This is a genomic window from Mycolicibacterium iranicum, assembly GCF_014190915.1.
GTDB lineage: Bacteria > Actinomycetota > Actinomycetes > Mycobacteriales > Mycobacteriaceae > Mycobacterium > Mycobacterium iranicum_B.
Genome location: NZ_JACHVU010000014.1, coordinates 97,796 through 113,566, shown reverse-complemented (window position 1 = coordinate 113,566; position 15,771 = coordinate 97,796). Strand labels below are relative to the sequence as shown.

The window sequence follows — 15,771 nt, the reverse complement described above, 5'->3', positions numbered from 1 at the left end:
CGGTGCAGACCTGGCAGTGCTGCGCGAGCACGCTCGGTGACATGACCGCCATCACCACCCGGCACCCACGGGCCACCCCCACCGACACGCAGCTGCTGCGCGTCGCGATGCGCGCCGACGCCACCTTGTGTGCCGGGCTGGGTCTGTTCGTCGCGATGGCCGCGGACCCCCTCTCAGAGCTCTCCGGTCTGAGCCCGACGGCCGAATGGTTTTCCGGCTCGGCGCTCGTCGCGTATGGCGCCCTGCTCTACAGCGCGGCCCGGTTGCGCAACATCCGCCGCGTCGGCGTCGCCGTGCTGATCGGCAACGTGATGTTCACGGTGGCGGTGGCCGTCGTGCTCGCTGCCGGGTGGCTTCCGCTGACCCCGTTCGGCGCGGCGGCCACCGTCGCGTTCGCCGCAGTCACGGTGGGCTTCGCCTACCTGCAGTACCTCGGGGTGCGCCGCACCCCCGCATGACTGGTCCGGAGTCGCCGTCACAAGAGGTCGTGGCGTCGACTCCGGTACCGGTCACCTCACCCACAACAGAAGGGAACGCACGATGACCGCAGTGACCGCCTCCACGACAGGTACCAGGGACTCCCTGGTCCGCTTCGCGATGCGCCTCGACGCCGTCCTGGTCGGGATCACCGGGGTGCCGTTCGTCGCCGCCGCGGGCTGGCTCTCCTCGGCGACGGGCGTGCCGGTGGCCGTCGAGTACGCCCTCGGCGTGTTCTTCTTGGTCTACGGCGTCGTCGTGTACTGGCTGGCCGGTCGCGACCGGGTCCGCCCCGGCGCGATCGCGACCATCACCGCCAACGCACTGTTCACGGTCGGCTTCGTTGGAGCCGAGGTGGCCGGCATCTGGCCGCTGACCGGCTGGGGGGTGGCGCTGCTGCTCGGCGGTGCGCTCTACACCGCGGTGATCGGCACGGTGCAGTACATCGGCCTGCGACGACTCTGAGAGCGCGCCCCTGCCCTCAGAGCTTGCGCAGCCGCAGCCGGTTGATCGAGTGGTCGGAGTCCTTGCGCAGCACAAGCGTCGCCCGCGGCCGGGTCGGCAGGATGTTGTCGATCAGATTGGGGCGGTTGATCGAATGCCAGATGTCGCGGGCGGCGAACACGGCCTGCTCGTCGGTCAACGTCGAATAGTGGTGGAAGTGCGAGGCCGGGTCGGCGAACGCCCCGGCCCGCATCGACAGGAACCGCGAGATGTACCAGTTCTCGATGTCCTCGATGCGGGCGTCGACGTAGACCGAGAAGTCGAACAGGTCGGACACCATCAGCGCCGGACCCGTCTGCAGCACGTTGAGGCCCTCGAGGATCAGGATGTCGGGGTGCTCGATGATCTGCTTCTCACCCGGCACGATGTCGTAGAGCAGATGCGAATACACCGGGGCGCAGGCCGCATCCGACCCCGACTTCACCGCGGTGACGAACCGCATGAGACCCCTGCGGTCGTAGCTCTCCGGAAAACCCTTGCGATGCATCAGGTTACGTCGTGACAGCTCGGCGTTGGGGTAGAGGAAGCCGTCGGTGGTGACGAGGTCGACGCGGGGGTGGTGCTCCCAACGCGCCAGCAGCGCCTGCAGCACGCGGGCCGTCGTCGACTTGCCCACCGCGACACTGCCCGCGACGCCGATCACGAACGGCACCGGGCGGTCCGGGTTCTGGCTCGGCTCGCCGTTCGAATCGCCGAGGAAGTGCGCGGTGGTCGCGAACAACGCCTGCCGCGCCGCCACCTGGAGGTGGATGAGCCGCGCCAGCGGCAGGTAGACCTCTTCGACCTCGAGGAGGTCGATCTTCTCGCCCAGACCCCGCAGCCGGACCAACTCGTCCTCGGTCAGCTTCAGCGGCGTCGACATGCGAAGCGCCCGCCATTGGGTTCTATCGAACTCCACGTAGGGGCTGGGGTCGCTCAGCCGCGCCATGGGCACAGTCTTGCAGTTAGCTTTGTACATATGGAGCCCGGCACCCTGATCCGTGAATACCTGATGCTCGGTCTGCGCTTCGACAGGGTCGAGGAAGGCTACGTCGACTCCTTCACCGGCGACCCCGCGCTGCGCCAAGCCGTGCAGTCCGAACCGCAACCCGACCCCGCCGATCTGGCGCGCCAGGCCGAGCGGCTGCTGACCGAACTGCCGGCCGGACTCGACGAGGCCCGCGCGGCGTTCGTGGGCTCGCACCTGCGCGCGCTGGCCTGCGCAGGCCGCAAGTTCGCCGGCGAGGAGGTGGGTTTCGTCGACGAGGTCTTGGCCTACTTCGACGTCCGTATCAGCAAGGGCGACCCGGAGCGGTACCGCGAGGCGCATGTCCAGCTCGACGAAGCTCTCGGCGGTTCCGGCTCCCTGGCCGAGCGCATCCAGGCCCACCGCGCGTCGGAGGAGATCCCGCCCGCCCGCCTGAAGGAGGCCATCCACGCGTTCTCCAGCGCGCTGCGCGATCGCGTGCGCGCCACCTTCCCGCTGCCGGCCCGCGAGACCATCACCTACGAGGTGGTCACCGACAAGCCGTGGTCGGGCTTCAACTACTACCGCGGCGACTACCAGTCGACCGTGGCGGTCAACGCCGACCTCAAGCAGCAGATGTCGAACCTGCCGCGGCTCGTGGCCCACGAGTCCTATCCCGGGCACCACACCGAGCACTGCCGCAAGGAGGCCGGCCTGGTCGAGGGCAAAGGTCAGGCCGAGCAGACGATCTTCCTCGTCAACACCCCGCAGTGCCTGATGGCCGAGGGGCTGGCGGACCTGGCGCTCTACGCAGCGGTCGGACCGCAGTGGGGAAGCTGGGCCGGCGAGATCTACGCCGACCTCGGCCTGCGATTCGACGGGGAACGGGCCGCGACCATCTCGGAGGCGACGGCCGCGCTCGCCGACGTCCGTCAGGACGCCGCGCTGATGCTGCACGACGAGCACCGCGACGTCGACGACGTCGTCGACTTCCTGAAGCGGTGGCTGCTGGTCAACGACGAGCGGGCGCGCCAGATGCTGCGGTTCCTGTCCTCACCGCTGTGGCGGGCCTACACGAGTACTTATGTGGAGGGCTACCGGCTGCTGCGCGGGTGGCTCGACGCCCGGCCCGACACCGTCACCCTGACCGAGCGCTTCGGCACGCTGCTCGATGAACCCCTGATCCCGTCGTCGCTGCGCGCCGCCTGACGATCGACTTCTGCGTCAGGGTCGTGCCCGGGCGCCCGCTACGGCCATGGTGCAGAAGTGGGCGAACAGCAGGCCCGATAGGCTTCTGGGCATGACTTCCACGTCTGCCTCAGGCCAGGGTGCCGACTACGCAGCCACCTCGAGCGAGGCCTATCAGGCCGCACTGCGGGTGATCGAGTCCGTCGAGCCGCGCATCGCCGACGCGACCCGCAAAGAGCTTGCCGATCAACGCAGTTCGCTGAAGCTGATCGCCAGCGAGAACTACGCCTCGCCGGCTGTGCTGCTGACGATGGGCACCTGGTTCTCGGACAAGTACGCCGAGGGCACCGTCGGGCACCGCTTCTATGCCGCGTGCCAGAACGTCGACACCGTCGAGGCGCTGGCCGCCGAGCACGCCCGCGAGCTCTTCGGCGCCCCGTACGCCTACGCCCAACCGCACTCCGGGATCGACGCCAACCTGGTCGCCTACTGGGCGATCCTGGCCACCCGGGTCGAGGCGCCGGGCCTGGCCGAGCTCGGCGCCAAGCACGTCAACGACCTCTCCGAGGCCGACTGGGAGACCCTGCGCGCCAAGATGGGCAACCAGCGGCTGCTGGGCATGTCGCTGGACACCGGCGGGCACCTGACGCACGGCTTCCGGCCCAACATCTCGGGCAAGATGTTCCACCAGCGCCAGTACGGCACCGACCCGGTGACCGGGTTCCTCGACTACGACGCCGTCGCCTCCGCCGCCCGCGAGTTCAAGCCGCTGGTGCTGGTCGCCGGCTATTCGGCCTACCCGCGGCGGGTCAACTTCGCCAAGATGCGCGAGATCGCCGATGAGGTCGGCGCGACGCTGATGGTCGACATGGCGCACTTCGCCGGGCTGGTCGCGGGCAAGGTGTTCACCGGCGACGAGGACCCGGTGCCCCACGCCCACGTGGTCACGACGACGACGCACAAGTCGCTGCGCGGCCCGCGCGGCGGCCTGGTGCTCGCGACCGAGGAGTTCGCGCCCGCCGTCGACAAGGGCTGCCCGATGGTGCTGGGCGGACCGCTCTCGCATGTGATGGCCGCCAAGGCCGTCGCGCTGGCCGAGGCCCGTCAGCCCGAGTTCCGCACCTATGCCCAGGCCGTCGCCGACAACGCCCAGTCGCTGGCCGACGGGTTCGTCAAGCGCGATGGAGCGCTCGTCACCGGCGGCACCGACAACCACCTGGTCCTGCTGGACGTCACCTCGTTCGGCCTCACCGGCAGGCAGGCCGAGTCGGCGCTGCTGGACTCCGGCATCGTCACCAACCGCAATGCGATTCCGGCCGACCCGAACGGCGCCTGGTACACCAGCGGCATCCGGTTCGGCTCACCGGCGCTCACGACGCGCGGGTTCGGCGCCGACGAATTCGACCGGGTCGCCGAGCTGGTCGTCGAGGTGCTCAGCAACACGCAGCCCGCCGCGGGACCGAACGGCCCGTCGAAGGCGAAGTACACCCTCGCCGACGGCACGGCGGAGCGCGTGCGGGCCGCCGCGGCCGAGCTTCTGGACGCCAATCCGCTGTACCCGGGCCTGACGCTCTAGCCCGGAGTGTCGGCGTGGGAATTTTACGATTCCCACAGAATTGGGTTACTGTAACCGCATGGCACAGAAACCTGTCGCTAATGCGCTGACACTCGAACTCGAGCCCGTGGTGCTGCAGGAGCTTCGACGTCATATCGACAGCGAGGACATCTGGTACGCCCACGATTACGTCCCGTTCGACCAGGGCGAGAACTTCGCGTTCCTGGGTGGCCGGGACTGGGAACCGTCGGACGTGACGTTGCCCAAGACCGTCACCGACGCCCTGGAGATCCTGCTGATCACCAAGGACAACCTCGCCGGGTACCACCGCGAGCTCGTCGAGCACTTCCTGCTCGAGGACAAGTGGGGCCGCTGGATGGGGCGCTGGACCGCCGAGGAGCACCTGCACGCCGTCGCGCTGCGCAACTACCTGGTGGTCACCCGTGAGATCGACCCGTCCGCCAATGAGGACGTCCGCGTCGAACACGTGATGAAGGGCTACCGCGCCGACACGTACAGCCAGATCGAGACGCTGGCCTTCATGGCCCTGTGGGAGCGTGCCCACGCCGTGTTCTGCCGCAACCTCGAAGCGCAGATCGCCGAACCGGTCCTCAAGGCACTGGTCGGCCGGATCGCCAGGGACGAGGAGCGCCACGAGGAGTTCTTCGCCAACCTCATCAGCCACTGTCTGGGCTATTCCCGCGACGAGACGGTCGAGGCCATCGCGCGGCGCGCCGAGGGCCTCGACGTCATCGGCGGCGACATCGACGCCTACCAGGACAAGGTGGCCGCGATGGCCGACGCCGGCATCTTCGACCGCGACCTTCTCCGCACCGTGATCGCCGATCGCATCACCGCGTGGGGCCTGGTCGACGAGCCACGCCTCGCGCAGTTCATCAGCTCGTAACGCACGCGACTCCCGGACTCGGCGCGCCTCCACGGCGCGATCGCCGCGGCGGGAGTAGCGTCATTTTCGATGGCTAGCGACATGCTTCGCTGTCCGGGCGGTCCCGATTCGAAAGGACCGGCCCCGGTCCTGAGATCGCTTGTGTGTCCACCGAGAAGTTCGTGTGGGGTCGCAGGAACTCGCGCAGCCTCGAGGAGTGCTACGTGACTGATTCGCAGGGCCGGCCCAGCCGGCAATCCGGCCTGAGGACCTACGTTCTCGACACGTCCGTGTTGTTGTCCGATCCCTGGGCAATCACGCGGTTCGCCGAGCACGACGTGGTGGTTCCGCTGGTGGTCATCAGCGAACTGGAGGCCAAACGCCACCACCACGAGCTGGGGTGGTTCGCCCGGCAGGCCTTGCGCATGTTCGACGATCTGCGGCTGGAACACGGACGGCTCGATCAGCCGATACCCGTTGGGACAGAAGGCGGAACGCTGCATGTCGAGCTGAACCACAGCGACCCGACGGTGCTGCCGGCGGGCTTCCGCAACGACAGCAACGACGCCCGCATCCTCACCGTCGCGGCCAACCTCGCCGCCGAGGGCAAACACGTCACGCTGGTCAGCAAGGACATCCCGCTGCGCGTCAAGGCGGGCGCGGTCGGCCTGCTCGCCGACGAGTACCACGCCCAGGACGTCGTCACCTCCGGCTGGACCGGGATGGCCGAGGTCGAGGTGCCCAGCCAGGATGTCGACGCCCTGTTCGCCGACGGGGAGATCGATCTCGAGGCGGCCCGCGACTTACCGTGCCACACCGGAATTCGCTTGCTGGGCAGCAACTCTCACGCGCTCGGCCGGGTCAATGCCGACAAGAAGGTGCAGCTGGTCCGTGGGGACCGCGAAGTGTTCGGCCTCCGGGGAAGGTCAGCCGAACAACGCGTCGCCCTCGATCTGCTGCTCGACGAATCGGTCGGCATCGTCTCGCTGGGCGGCAAAGCCGGCACCGGCAAGTCGGCGCTCGCCCTGTGCGCCGGCCTGGAGGCCGTGCTGGAGCGTCGCACGCAGCGCAAGGTCGTGGTCTTCCGTCCGCTCTACGCCGTCGGTGGCCAGGATCTCGGCTACCTGCCCGGCAGCGAGAGCGAGAAGATGGGTCCGTGGGCCCAGGCGGTCTTCGACACCCTCGAAGGCCTGGCCAGCCCGGCCGTCCTGGAGGAGGTGCTCTCGCGCGGCATGCTCGAGGTGCTGCCGCTGACCCACATCCGTGGCCGTTCGCTGCACGATTCGTTCGTGATCGTCGACGAGGCCCAGTCGCTGGAGCGCAACGTGCTGCTGACCGTGCTCTCACGGCTCGGTGCGGGGTCGCGGGTGGTGCTGACTCACGATGTGGCGCAACGGGACAACCTGCGCGTGGGCCGCCACGACGGTGTCGCCGCGGTCATCGAGAAGCTCAAGGGTCACCCGCTGTTCGCTCACATCACGCTGCTGCGCAGCGAGCGTTCGCCGATCGCGGCGCTGGTCACCGAGATGCTGGAGGAATTCAGCCCCGGCGCCCTGCCGTGACGCGGGATTTCGGTGTACTTGGTCAACGCCACGTTGACCAAGTACACCGAAATCGCAGGTTGTGGGCCGTGGTGATGGGGCTCGTCCTCGGTCTGGTCGCTTCAGTGACGCCCGCCGCCGCCGACACGGTCGACTGCGCGCGGGTCAGGTGCGTGGCGCTGACGTTCGACGACGGGCCGGGCGCCCACACCGACCGGCTGCTCGACATACTGCGCGCCAATGATGCGAGGGCCACGTTCTTCTTGATCGGGGAGCGGGTCGCCGCCGACCCCGCCGCGGCCCGCCGGATCGCCGGCGCGGGCATGGAGATCGGCAACCACACCTGGGCGCACCGCGACATGACCACGCTCACGCGGGCCGACGTCGCGTCCGAATTCAGCCGCGCCACGGAGGCCATCGAGGCCGCGACGGGACAACGGCCGGCCTTGACGCGCACCGGCTTCGGGGCGATCGACGACTCCGTGCTCGCGGAGGCCGAACGTCAGGGGCTGGGCGCCGTCAACTGGGACATCAACCCGCGGGACTGGGAGATCAGCGACCCCGCGATCGTCCGCGACGCGCTGAGGGCCCAGATCCGCCCGAATGCGGTGGTGCTGCTCCACGACACCGTGTGGTCGACCGTGGAGGCGATGACCCACCTGGTGCCCGCGCTCAGAGCGGACGGCTACCACCTGGTGACGGCGTCGCAGCTGCTCGGACCGCGCGCACCCGGGAGCCTGTACGGGACCCGCGACCGCGCGTGACAGGCGCGACCTGTTACTGGCGGCGACGACCCTCGACGAGGAACCATCCCGCGGCCGCCGCCCCGGACACCGCCAGCATGCGGTCGGCTCCCCAGCCGTGTCTGGCCTTCGACAGGTCGACCAGCGATGCCAGTCCGAGCATGACGAAACCCGTGCGCAGCGCCGGCTGGCTGGTGGCCGTGGTGACCAGCGCGGCGGACGGGGACGTGGTCGTGGCGTCGAGGGTGGCGGTCACCGCAACTCCTGATTCATACCTGGGGGTGGGACGCCACCATCTTGTGCCCGTCGCCGACGATCCGCCGGGTTTTCGACAGATCTCCAGGAACGAATCCGAGTGCTAGCTCCCGTCTTTCACCTTCGCCATCGCCAGCACGTCGAGGCGCTTGTCGAGCTCCTCCTCGGAGAGCTTGTCGCCGATCAGGCCGCGGTCGACGACCGTCTGCCGGATCGTCTTCTTCTCCTTGAGGGCCTGCTTGGCGACCTTGGCGGCCTCTTCGTAGCCGATCGCCGAGTTCAACGGCGTCACGATCGACGGGGAGGACTCGGCGAGCTCCCGCAGGCGGTCCTCGTTGGCCACCAGGCCGTCGATGCACTTGGTGGCGAACAGCTTGGACACGTTGGCCAGCAGCGTGAACGATTCCAGCACGTTGCGGGCCATCATCGGGATGTAGACGTTGAGCTCGAAGGCACCCGACAGACCACCCACGGTGACGGCGGCGTCGTTGCCGATCACCTGCGCGGCGACCTGCGTCACGGCCTCGGGGATGACGGGGTTGACCTTGCCCGGCATGATCGAGCTGCCCGGCTGCAGGTCGGGTAGCTGCAGCTCGCCGAGGCCGGTGAGCGGGCCGGAGCCCATCCAGCGGATGTCGTTGGCGATCTTGGTCAGCGAGGCGGCGATGGTCTTGAGCGCACCGGACGCCTCGACGAGGCCGTCGCGGGCGGCCTGGGCCTCGAAAGAGTCCACGGCCGTGCGCAGTTCGGCGATCCCCGTCTGGTCGACCAGGACGTCGACCACCTTCGCGCCGAACCCGTCCGGGGCGTTGAGGCCGGTGCCGACGGCGGTGCCGCCGATGGCGAGCTCGCCCAGGCGGGGCAGCGTCGCCTTGACCCTTTCGATGCCGGCCTGGATCTGGCGCGCGTACCCGCCGAACTCCTGGCCCAGCGTCACCGGGACGGCGTCCATCAGGTGGGTGCGGCCGGACTTCACCGTCGTGCGCCACTGGCGGGCCTTGGCGTCCAGCGACTCGTGAAGCACCTCGAGCGCCGGGATCAGGTGGCGCACGGCGGCTTCGGTCGCGGCGATGTGAGTGGCCGTGGGGAAGGTGTCGTTGGAGCTCTGCGACATGTTGACGTCGTCGTTCGGGTGCACCGTGACACCGTTGGCCGCGGCAATCGAGGCGATGACCTCGTTGGTGTTCATGTTCGAGCTGGTGCCCGAGCCGGTCTGGAACACGTCGATCGGGAACTGGTCGTCGTGGCGGCCGTCGGCGATCTCGGCGGCCGCGGCGATGATCGCATCGGCCTTCTCCGCCGCGAGCAGGCCGAGGTCCTTGTTGACCTGGGCGCAGGCGCCCTTGAGGAGGCCCAGCGCGCGGATCTGGGTGCGCTCCAGCGGGCGGAACGAGATCGGGAAGTTCTCCACCGCACGCTGGGTCTGAGCGCGCCAGAGCGCGTTCTTGGGCACCCTGACCTCGCCCATGGTGTCGTGCTCGATGCGGTATTCGGTGTCGTCACCGGCATTCTTGTCGACGGCGTTGTCGGCAGTCATTGGCTCCCTGTTCGTGTTCTGGTGTGAGTGGGGTGATTACGGCAAGGGGTAGGCGGCACTCTTGTCGCCGGTGAAGTCGACGGCGGAGTACTCGTTGAGCTTCGAGAGACGGTGATAGGCCTCGACCATGCGGACCGTGCCGGACTTCGAGCGCATGACGATCGACTGGGTGGTGCAGCCGCCGCCGTAGTACTGCACGCCCTTGAGCAGGTCGCCGTCGGTGACGCCCGTGGCGCAGAAGAAGACGTTCTCGCCGGAGACGAGGTCTTCGGTGCTCAGGACCTGATCGAGGTCGTAACCGCGCTCGATGGCCTTCTGGCGTTCGTCGTCGTCGGTGGGGGCGAGCTTGGCCTGGATCGCGCCGCCCATGCAGCGGATCGCCGCGGCGGCGATGATGCCTTCGGGGGTGCCGCCGATGCCGACGAGCATGTCGGTGCCCGACCCCGGGCGGCAGGCTGCGATGGCGCCGGCGACGTCGCCGTCGGAGATCAGCCGGATGCGGGCGCCTGCCTCGCGGACGTCGGCCATCAGCTGCTGGTGGCGGGGACGGTCGAGGATGCAGACCGTCAGGTCGCGCACGCTGGAGTTCTTGACCTTCGCGACGCGTTTGATGTTCTCAGCGATCGGCGCGCTGATGTCGATGACATCGGCGGCGTCGGGACCGACGGCGATCTTGTGCATGTAGAACACCGCCGACGGGTCGAACATGGCGCCGCGTTCGGCGACCGCGAGCACCGAGATCGCGTTGGGCATGCCCTTGCTCATCAGCGTGGTGCCGTCGACGGGGTCGACGGCGAAATCGCATTCGGGTCCGTCGCCGTTGCCGACCTCTTCGCCGTTGTAGAGCATCGGCGCGTTGTCCTTCTCGCCCTCGCCGATGACCACGACGCCGCGCATGGACACGGAGTTGACCAGTTCGCGCATCGCGTCGACAGCGGCTCCGTCGCCGCCCTCTTTGTCCCCGCGGCCGACCCAGCGGCCCGCGGCCATCGCTCCGGCCTCGGTGACCCGCACCAGTTCAAGGGCGAGATTTCGGTCCGGTGCTTCACGTCGCGGGGCGCTCATGGCCAGATTCTCCCATTAGCGGAATCGGAAATGGGAGCTGGGATACTGGGTGGCATGACTACGCCGCCCGAGCCGGGCCACGAGGTCACCGGTGACCCCGACGTGGGCTATGCGGTGCCGGGCCCCAAGCCTGCCAAGTCGCGCCTGCTCCAGGACGGACGCGACATGTTCTGGTCGATGGCGCCGCTGGTGGTGGTCTGCGTGGTGCTCGCCGGACTGCTCGGGATGTGCTCGTTCGCCCCCACGGGTCCGGGCCGCGGACCGGCACCCGAGTACGACGCACCCGCGGCCCTGCAGGCCGACGCGAACGCCCTACGGTTCCCGGTGCGGGTGCCGCAGCTGCCCGAGGGTTGGCAGGCCAATTCGGGCAGCCGCAAAGGCATCGAAGGCGGGCGCACCGACCCGGTCACGGGACAGGCCGTGCGTGCCGTCGGCACCGTCGTCGGGTACCTGACTCCGAGCGGCATGTACCTGGGCATCACGCAGAGCAACGCCGATGAGGACAAGCTCATCGCATCGTTCAGCCCGGACCTGGTGCCGACCGGCACGCAGGAGGTCGACGGAGTCCGCTGGGTCGTCTACGAGGGCGGGGAGAGCGACGGCAAGCCGAACGAACCGGTGTGGACGACCGAGGTGGACGGGCCCACGGGGCCGGCGCAACTTGCGGTTTCCGGTGCCGCGGGTACGGACGAGTACCGTACGCTGGCCGCGGCGACGCAATCCCAGCCGCCGCTGACGGTCACCTAACCCCGGGAGACGCCATGAGCGGACCAGAAGCAGACCTGAGCGGGTGGACCTCGGCGCCGTTCAGCGCCGCCGGGTTCACCTACGACGTCTACCGCAAGGGCGAGGGCCCCGGCGTCGTGCTCATCCCGGAGATGCCCGGCCTGCACCCAGGCGTGCTCGCGCTCGGCAATCACCTGGTGGACAACGGTTTCACGGTGGCCGCGCCGTCGCTGTACGGCACCCCCGAAGCGCCGGGCATCCGCCCCGGCGCGGTGGCGGTGATGGTGCGTGGCTGTGTGGCAAAGGAATTCGCGGCGTTCGCGACCAATGCGGACCGCCCCATCGCGCACTACCTGCGTGCGCTGGCCCGCGATCTCAACGAATGGACTCCGGGCAAGGGCGTCGGGGTGATCGGCGAGTGCTGGAGCGGCGGCTTCGCGCTGGCGGCCGCCGTCGACGACAGCGTGCTCGCGCCGGTGCTGAGCCAGCCGTCGTTGCCCCTCGGCCTGACCGCCCGCCACCGCGCCGACCCCGGGTTGTCCGACGGTGAACTGAAGGTCATCGAGCGCCGTGTCGCCGAGGAGGGCCTGTGCGCGCTCGGGTTGCGGTTCAGCGAGGATCCGCTGTCGCCGGCCGCTCGGTTCACCACGCTGAAGAAGCGCCTCGGTGACGCCTTCGAAGTGATCGAGATCGACTCGAAGAAGGGCAACGAGCACAAGTTCGGCAAGATGGCGCACTCGGTGCTGACCCTGGAGGTCCGCGAGGTCGAGGGCCATCCTGCCTACGAGGCCCGCAAGCGCGTCGTCGAATTCCTCAGGGAGCGGCTGGTTTAGCCGAATCCGGGGCGGGTTCGGTAGGCCGCGGCCGGGGTTTCGGCGTGCCGGGCAGGATCCGGCGCCACCACGGTGTGCGGCGTTCGGCCTCGGCCTCGGCGTCGTCGGGGTCGGGGTCGGCGGCCGTCCCGGTCAGCGATTCCGGGGACGCGCCCTTGTAGACCACGAGGTACACGCTGACCGTGGTCACGATGACGATCATCAGGACCGGGCCCAGCACGATGCCCCAGAAGCCGAACATCTTGAGGCCGGCGAAGACCGCCAGCAGCATCAGCGCCGGATGCAGGTGTGCGCTCTTGGGAACCAGGAACGGCCGCAACAGGTTGTCAATACTCGTCACGACGACCACGTGGAACAGCACGACGAAGATGCCGCCCGCCACGTTGCCGAACACCGCCATGACGATCCCCACGGGGATGGTCACGATGCCGCTGCCGAGCGGGATGAACGACAGCGCGGTCAGGAAGATCAGGAACATGAAGAAGCCGTCGTGAAATCCGGCGAGGTAGATCGAGACGGCGCCGGCGGTGCCCTGGCAGACGGCGATGATGAACTGGCCCTTGACCGTCGCCGACACCATCGCCCCCACCTTGGCGAGGTAGATGTCGGAAGCCTGCTCTCCCAACGGGTTCAGGTCCCGGAACAGGGCCACCACCCGGTCGCCGTTGGTGAGCAGCGCCAGGAACACGTAGAGGAAGATCACCAGTGCCGTCACCGTGGCGGCGATACCGCCCACCGAGTCGCGGGCGAAGCCGAGCGCGACCTGTCCGGCGTTCTGGCCCAGGGATGTTGCCGCGTCCCGCACCGATTCGGGGGTCAGCGTGATGTTCATGAACGGCACGCGGGAGAGAATCCCGTTGGCGGAGTCCAGCAGTCGCTGGGCCAGCGCCGTGAAGTCCGTCTGGTCGACCCAGTGGCCGATGCTGGTCACCGCCTGGCTGATCTGCAGCACGGCCAGGAACACCACACCGGTCAGCGGCAGCGCCACGGTGGCGATGGCCGCGAACAGGGTCAGCGTCGCCGACAGTCCGACGTTCATCGAGCGCCGGAGTCGGTCGTAGAGCGGGCGGAAGAGGTAGGCCAGCACACCGGCCACCGCGATCAACAGGATGTAACCGCGCAGGAAGTACGCTCCGAAACCCAGCGCCACGACCGTCAGGACGGCCAGGGCGCGCTTCTGGGTGACGGTGAACTCGTCCCTCATGCGGCGCACCCTATCCCGTGTCGGCGGTGCTCGGTGCCTGCGCGGCGAGGAACCGCATCGAGAGTCTGTTCAGCGTCACCGGAGCGAGCCGGGTCAGCAGCCATTGGGCATGCGCCACACGAGGTTTGACGAGGATGGCCTTGTTTCGGTCGATGGAGCGCAGGACGTCGCGGGCGAGCTGGTCGGCATCGTAGGCCTTGCCGCCCTGGGCGCGCAGGAAGTAGTCGCGACCACCGAAGCTGCCCACCGCGCCCTTGTCCAGGATGGGCGTCTCCACCGCGGCCGGGCACACCACGAGCACGCCGACACCGCGGGGGACCGCTTCGGCGCGCAGCGCCATCGACAGCCCGACGACCGCGTGCTTGGTCGCGACGTAACTCGTCAGCTGCCCGCCGGCGGCGAGGCCCGCCATCGACGCGGTGTTCACGATGTGGCCGTGGCCCTGCCGCAGCATCAACGGATACGCCGCCGCCACACCGTGCACGACACCGCGGATGTTGACGTCGATGATGGCGTTCCACTGATCGAGGGTGAGCAGCTCGGTCTCGCCGCCCCATACGATGCCGGCGTTGTTGAACATCAGGTCCAGCCGCCCGGACCGCGCGACCACGTCGTCGACCGCACCCTGAACCGCCGCGGCGTCGGTCACGTCGAGGCGTGCCGAGCGGGCGCGGGCACTCAGCCCGGACACCACCCGCGCTGCGGCGTCCGCGTCGATGTCGGTGCACAGCACATCGGCGCCCGCGTCGTCGAGCGCCCGGCACAGCGCGGCGCCGATCCCCGATCCGCCGCCGGTGACGATGGCCTGCTTTCCGCTGTACCTGTGCGGCTGTGGGCGACCGCCGACGCTCACGACGACTGCTCCATGAGGCGCCGCACGTGGCCCATGATGTCGGGATAGCGCTTCAGGTGTGCGCCGCCGTTGATGTCGAGCACCTCGCCGGTCAGCCAGGACGAGCCCGGCGAACACAGGTACACCACGGCCTCGGCGATGTCCTCGGGGGTTCCGGCGCGACCGAGCGCGGTGTTCTCGACGTAGTCCTCGACGACGCCGGGCACCGACGCGGCGGCCGCGGTCAGAGGTGTGTGCACGAAGCCCGGCGCGACCGCGTTCACCCGGATGCCGCGCGGCCCCATCTCCAGCGCAGCGACCTGGGTCAGCATCGACAGGCCCGCCTTGGCGGCGCAGTAGGCGCTCATCCCGGCCGCGGGCTGTCTGCCGTTGAGCGAGCTGATCTGCACCAGCGAACCGCCCTCACGCAAGTGCCTGCCCGCATGCTTGGCGACCAGGAACGCGCCGTTGAGGCACACGTCGATGACCGCGCGGAAGTCGTCGGCGGGCATGTCGGTGATCAGGCCGACGTTGCTGAACCCCGCGCAGTTCACCGCGACGTCGAGGGGGCCGTGGGTCTTGAAGAGACGTGCCACGGAGTCCTCGTCGGTGACGTCGACGACCGCTGCGGCGTGCTCGCCGCCCAGTTCGGCGGCCCGCGCGCGGGCGCCGTCGCCGTTGAGGTCGGCGATCGTCACCCGGCACCCCTCGGCGGCCAACGCCCGCGCGGTGGCCCACCCGATGCCAGAAGCGCCGCCGATGACGATCGCCTCCCTGGCGGCCCGCCCGTTACCGTTGCTCATCCCGTTGGCCTTTCGACGAGGAAGTGGAACGCGTTCCAAGGTCACACTCGCACACCGAAAGCGCAATATCGGATGGCAGACTCGGCGGCGTGACCGAACTGAAGCGATCCGAGTCGATTTTCGTCGCCGTCCCGCCCGACGAGTTGTACGCGCTGGTGTCGGATGTGACCCGCACCGGCGAATGGAGCCCGGTCTGCAAGGCCTGCTGGTGGGATGAGGGAGCCGGGCCGCAGGTCGGCGCCTGGTTCACGGGCCGCAACGAAACCCCGGAAAGGACGTGGGAGACGCGCAGCCAGGTAGTGGCCGCCGACCCCGGACGCGCCTTCGCCTGGGAGGTCAACAACGGCTGGGTGCACTGGGGCTACACGCTCGAACCCGAGGGCGACGGCACGAGGCTCACCGAATCCTGGGAGTTCCTGCCCAAGGGGATCGAAGGCTTCGGCGAACGGTTCGGCGATGCCGCCGAGGCCGAGATCGCCAAACGCAGCGACGCCGCGCGCGACGGTATCCCGGCCACGCTCGCCGCGATCAAGTCGACGGCCGAAGGCGCCTGAGCGCTGCGGTGTTACCGCGGTTCGCAGAAGCAGCGGAGTGACCTCGGACCGGCCCGGCCGACGCGTGGGGCATTCGGGCGTGCCGTGAACCGATATGCGTTAGCGTCGCGCAGCAGGGGTTT

17 protein-coding genes are annotated in these 15,771 nt (G+C 69.0%); 10 read left to right on the top strand and 7 right to left on the bottom strand.

Annotation, left to right across the window (positions count from 1 at the left end; all coding sequences use genetic code 11):
• Positions 1 to 41: 41 nt before the first annotated feature.
• Entirely contained in the window at positions 42 to 458 is a 417-nt protein-coding gene (locus FHR72_RS23290) for a hypothetical protein (RefSeq protein WP_183472832.1), read from the top strand.
• A gap of 82 nt (positions 459 to 540) precedes the next feature.
• Positions 541 to 942 carry a hypothetical protein gene (locus FHR72_RS23285; protein ID WP_183472829.1) on the top strand — a complete coding sequence of 134 codons (402 nt, stop codon included), beginning with the start codon at positions 541 to 543 and terminating at the stop codon, positions 940 to 942.
• 16 nt (positions 943 to 958) lie between these two features.
• Here the strand turns inward: FHR72_RS23285 and coaA are convergent, their stop codons facing one another.
• Positions 959 to 1,909 carry a type I pantothenate kinase gene (coaA, locus tag FHR72_RS23280; protein ID WP_183472826.1) on the bottom strand — a complete coding sequence of 317 codons (951 nt, stop codon included), beginning with the start codon at positions 1,907 to 1,909 and terminating at the stop codon, positions 959 to 961.
• Positions 1,910 to 1,939: 30 nt separating this feature from the next.
• On the opposite strand from coaA, the gene FHR72_RS23275 reads away from it, so the two are divergent.
• From FHR72_RS23275 to FHR72_RS23255, 5 genes are all read left to right on the top strand, one after another.
• Positions 1,940 to 3,136, top strand: a complete 1,197-nt coding sequence (locus tag FHR72_RS23275; protein WP_183472823.1) for a DUF885 domain-containing protein — start codon at positions 1,940 to 1,942, stop codon at positions 3,134 to 3,136.
• Between the two features lie 91 nt (positions 3,137 to 3,227).
• Positions 3,228 to 4,691 (top strand): glycine hydroxymethyltransferase, encoded by a 1,464-nt coding sequence (locus FHR72_RS23270; RefSeq protein ID WP_183472820.1) that lies wholly within the window; start codon positions 3,228 to 3,230, stop codon positions 4,689 to 4,691.
• A 58-nt stretch (positions 4,692 to 4,749) separates the two neighbouring features.
• On the top strand, positions 4,750 to 5,577 hold the full coding sequence (locus tag FHR72_RS23265; protein ID WP_183472817.1) for an acyl-ACP desaturase: 828 nt from the start codon (positions 4,750 to 4,752) through the stop codon (positions 5,575 to 5,577).
• Positions 5,578 to 5,780: 203 nt separating this feature from the next.
• The gene (locus FHR72_RS23260; protein WP_183472814.1) at positions 5,781 to 7,118 is read left to right on the top strand and encodes an RNA 5'-3' helicase PhoH2; all 1,338 of its coding nucleotides are present in this window, start codon (positions 5,781 to 5,783) and stop codon (positions 7,116 to 7,118) included.
• A gap of 74 nt (positions 7,119 to 7,192) precedes the next feature.
• A complete protein-coding gene (locus FHR72_RS23255) occupies positions 7,193 to 7,861 on the top strand; it encodes a polysaccharide deacetylase family protein (RefSeq protein WP_183472951.1) in 669 nt (222 codons plus the stop codon).
• Between the two features lie 13 nt (positions 7,862 to 7,874).
• On the opposite strand, the gene FHR72_RS23250 is transcribed toward FHR72_RS23255, so the two are convergent.
• The 3 genes from FHR72_RS23250 to glpX form a co-directional block, all read right to left on the bottom strand.
• Complete coding sequence (locus tag FHR72_RS23250) at positions 7,875 to 8,096, bottom strand: hypothetical protein (protein ID WP_183472811.1); 222 nt, start codon at positions 8,094 to 8,096, stop codon at positions 7,875 to 7,877.
• Positions 8,097 to 8,198: 102 nt separating this feature from the next.
• On the bottom strand, positions 8,199 to 9,632 hold the full coding sequence (locus tag FHR72_RS23245; RefSeq protein WP_183472808.1) for a class II fumarate hydratase: 1,434 nt from the start codon (positions 9,630 to 9,632) through the stop codon (positions 8,199 to 8,201).
• Between the two features lie 36 nt (positions 9,633 to 9,668).
• Complete coding sequence (gene glpX / locus FHR72_RS23240; RefSeq protein ID WP_183472805.1) at positions 9,669 to 10,697, bottom strand: class II fructose-bisphosphatase; 1,029 nt, start codon at positions 10,695 to 10,697, stop codon at positions 9,669 to 9,671.
• 54 nt (positions 10,698 to 10,751) lie between these two features.
• Here glpX and FHR72_RS23235 point away from each other — a divergent pair, with 54 nt between their 5' ends.
• A complete protein-coding gene (locus tag FHR72_RS23235) occupies positions 10,752 to 11,444 on the top strand; it encodes a DUF4245 domain-containing protein (RefSeq protein ID WP_183472801.1) in 693 nt (230 codons plus the stop codon).
• Between the two features lie 14 nt (positions 11,445 to 11,458).
• Complete coding sequence (locus FHR72_RS23230; RefSeq protein ID WP_183472798.1) at positions 11,459 to 12,256, top strand: dienelactone hydrolase family protein; 798 nt, start codon at positions 11,459 to 11,461, stop codon at positions 12,254 to 12,256.
• On the opposite strand, the gene FHR72_RS23225 is transcribed toward FHR72_RS23230, so the two are convergent.
• Genes FHR72_RS23225 through FHR72_RS23215 form a run of 3 tightly spaced genes read right to left on the bottom strand, consistent with a single transcriptional unit; the run spans position 12,237 to position 15,095 of the window.
• The gene (locus FHR72_RS23225; protein ID WP_183472795.1) at positions 12,237 to 13,460 is read right to left on the bottom strand and encodes an AI-2E family transporter; all 1,224 of its coding nucleotides are present in this window, start codon (positions 13,458 to 13,460) and stop codon (positions 12,237 to 12,239) included. The genes FHR72_RS23230 and FHR72_RS23225 overlap by 20 nt on opposite strands.
• Positions 13,461 to 13,470: 10 nt before the next feature.
• Positions 13,471 to 14,313 carry an SDR family oxidoreductase gene (locus FHR72_RS23220; protein WP_183472792.1) on the bottom strand — a complete coding sequence of 281 codons (843 nt, stop codon included), beginning with the start codon at positions 14,311 to 14,313 and terminating at the stop codon, positions 13,471 to 13,473.
• Positions 14,310 to 15,095 carry an SDR family NAD(P)-dependent oxidoreductase gene (locus FHR72_RS23215; protein WP_183472789.1) on the bottom strand — a complete coding sequence of 262 codons (786 nt, stop codon included), beginning with the start codon at positions 15,093 to 15,095 and terminating at the stop codon, positions 14,310 to 14,312. The genes FHR72_RS23220 and FHR72_RS23215 overlap by 4 nt, the downstream gene beginning before the upstream one ends.
• Positions 15,096 to 15,184: 89 nt before the next feature.
• On the opposite strand from FHR72_RS23215, the gene FHR72_RS23210 reads away from it, so the two are divergent.
• Complete coding sequence (locus tag FHR72_RS23210) at positions 15,185 to 15,649, top strand: SRPBCC family protein (protein WP_183472786.1); 465 nt, start codon at positions 15,185 to 15,187, stop codon at positions 15,647 to 15,649.
• Positions 15,650 to 15,771: the final 122 nt, after the last annotated feature.

Bases quoted from the DNA above. Each gene is read 5' to 3' on its own strand.
- FHR72_RS23290 (WP_183472832.1), top strand. From the start codon at position 42: ATGACCGCCATCACCACCCGGCACCCACGGGCCACCCCCACCGACACG.
- FHR72_RS23285 (WP_183472829.1), top strand. From the start codon at position 541: ATGACCGCAGTGACCGCCTCCACGACAGGTACCAGGGACTCCCTGGTC.
- coaA (WP_183472826.1), bottom strand. From the start codon at position 1,909: ATGGCGCGGCTGAGCGACCCCAGCCCCTACGTGGAGTTCGATAGAACC.
- FHR72_RS23275 (WP_183472823.1), top strand. From the start codon at position 1,940: ATGGAGCCCGGCACCCTGATCCGTGAATACCTGATGCTCGGTCTGCGC.
- FHR72_RS23270 (WP_183472820.1), top strand. From the start codon at position 3,228: ATGACTTCCACGTCTGCCTCAGGCCAGGGTGCCGACTACGCAGCCACC.
- FHR72_RS23265 (WP_183472817.1), top strand. From the start codon at position 4,750: ATGGCACAGAAACCTGTCGCTAATGCGCTGACACTCGAACTCGAGCCC.
- FHR72_RS23255 (WP_183472951.1), top strand. From the start codon at position 7,193: ATGGGGCTCGTCCTCGGTCTGGTCGCTTCAGTGACGCCCGCCGCCGCC.
- FHR72_RS23245 (WP_183472808.1), bottom strand. From the start codon at position 9,632: ATGACTGCCGACAACGCCGTCGACAAGAATGCCGGTGACGACACCGAA.
- glpX (WP_183472805.1), bottom strand. From the start codon at position 10,697: ATGAGCGCCCCGCGACGTGAAGCACCGGACCGAAATCTCGCCCTTGAA.
- FHR72_RS23235 (WP_183472801.1), top strand. From the start codon at position 10,752: ATGACTACGCCGCCCGAGCCGGGCCACGAGGTCACCGGTGACCCCGAC.
- FHR72_RS23230 (WP_183472798.1), top strand. From the start codon at position 11,459: ATGAGCGGACCAGAAGCAGACCTGAGCGGGTGGACCTCGGCGCCGTTC.
- FHR72_RS23225 (WP_183472795.1), bottom strand. From the start codon at position 13,460: ATGAGGGACGAGTTCACCGTCACCCAGAAGCGCGCCCTGGCCGTCCTG.
- FHR72_RS23215 (WP_183472789.1), bottom strand. From the start codon at position 15,095: ATGAGCAACGGTAACGGGCGGGCCGCCAGGGAGGCGATCGTCATCGGC.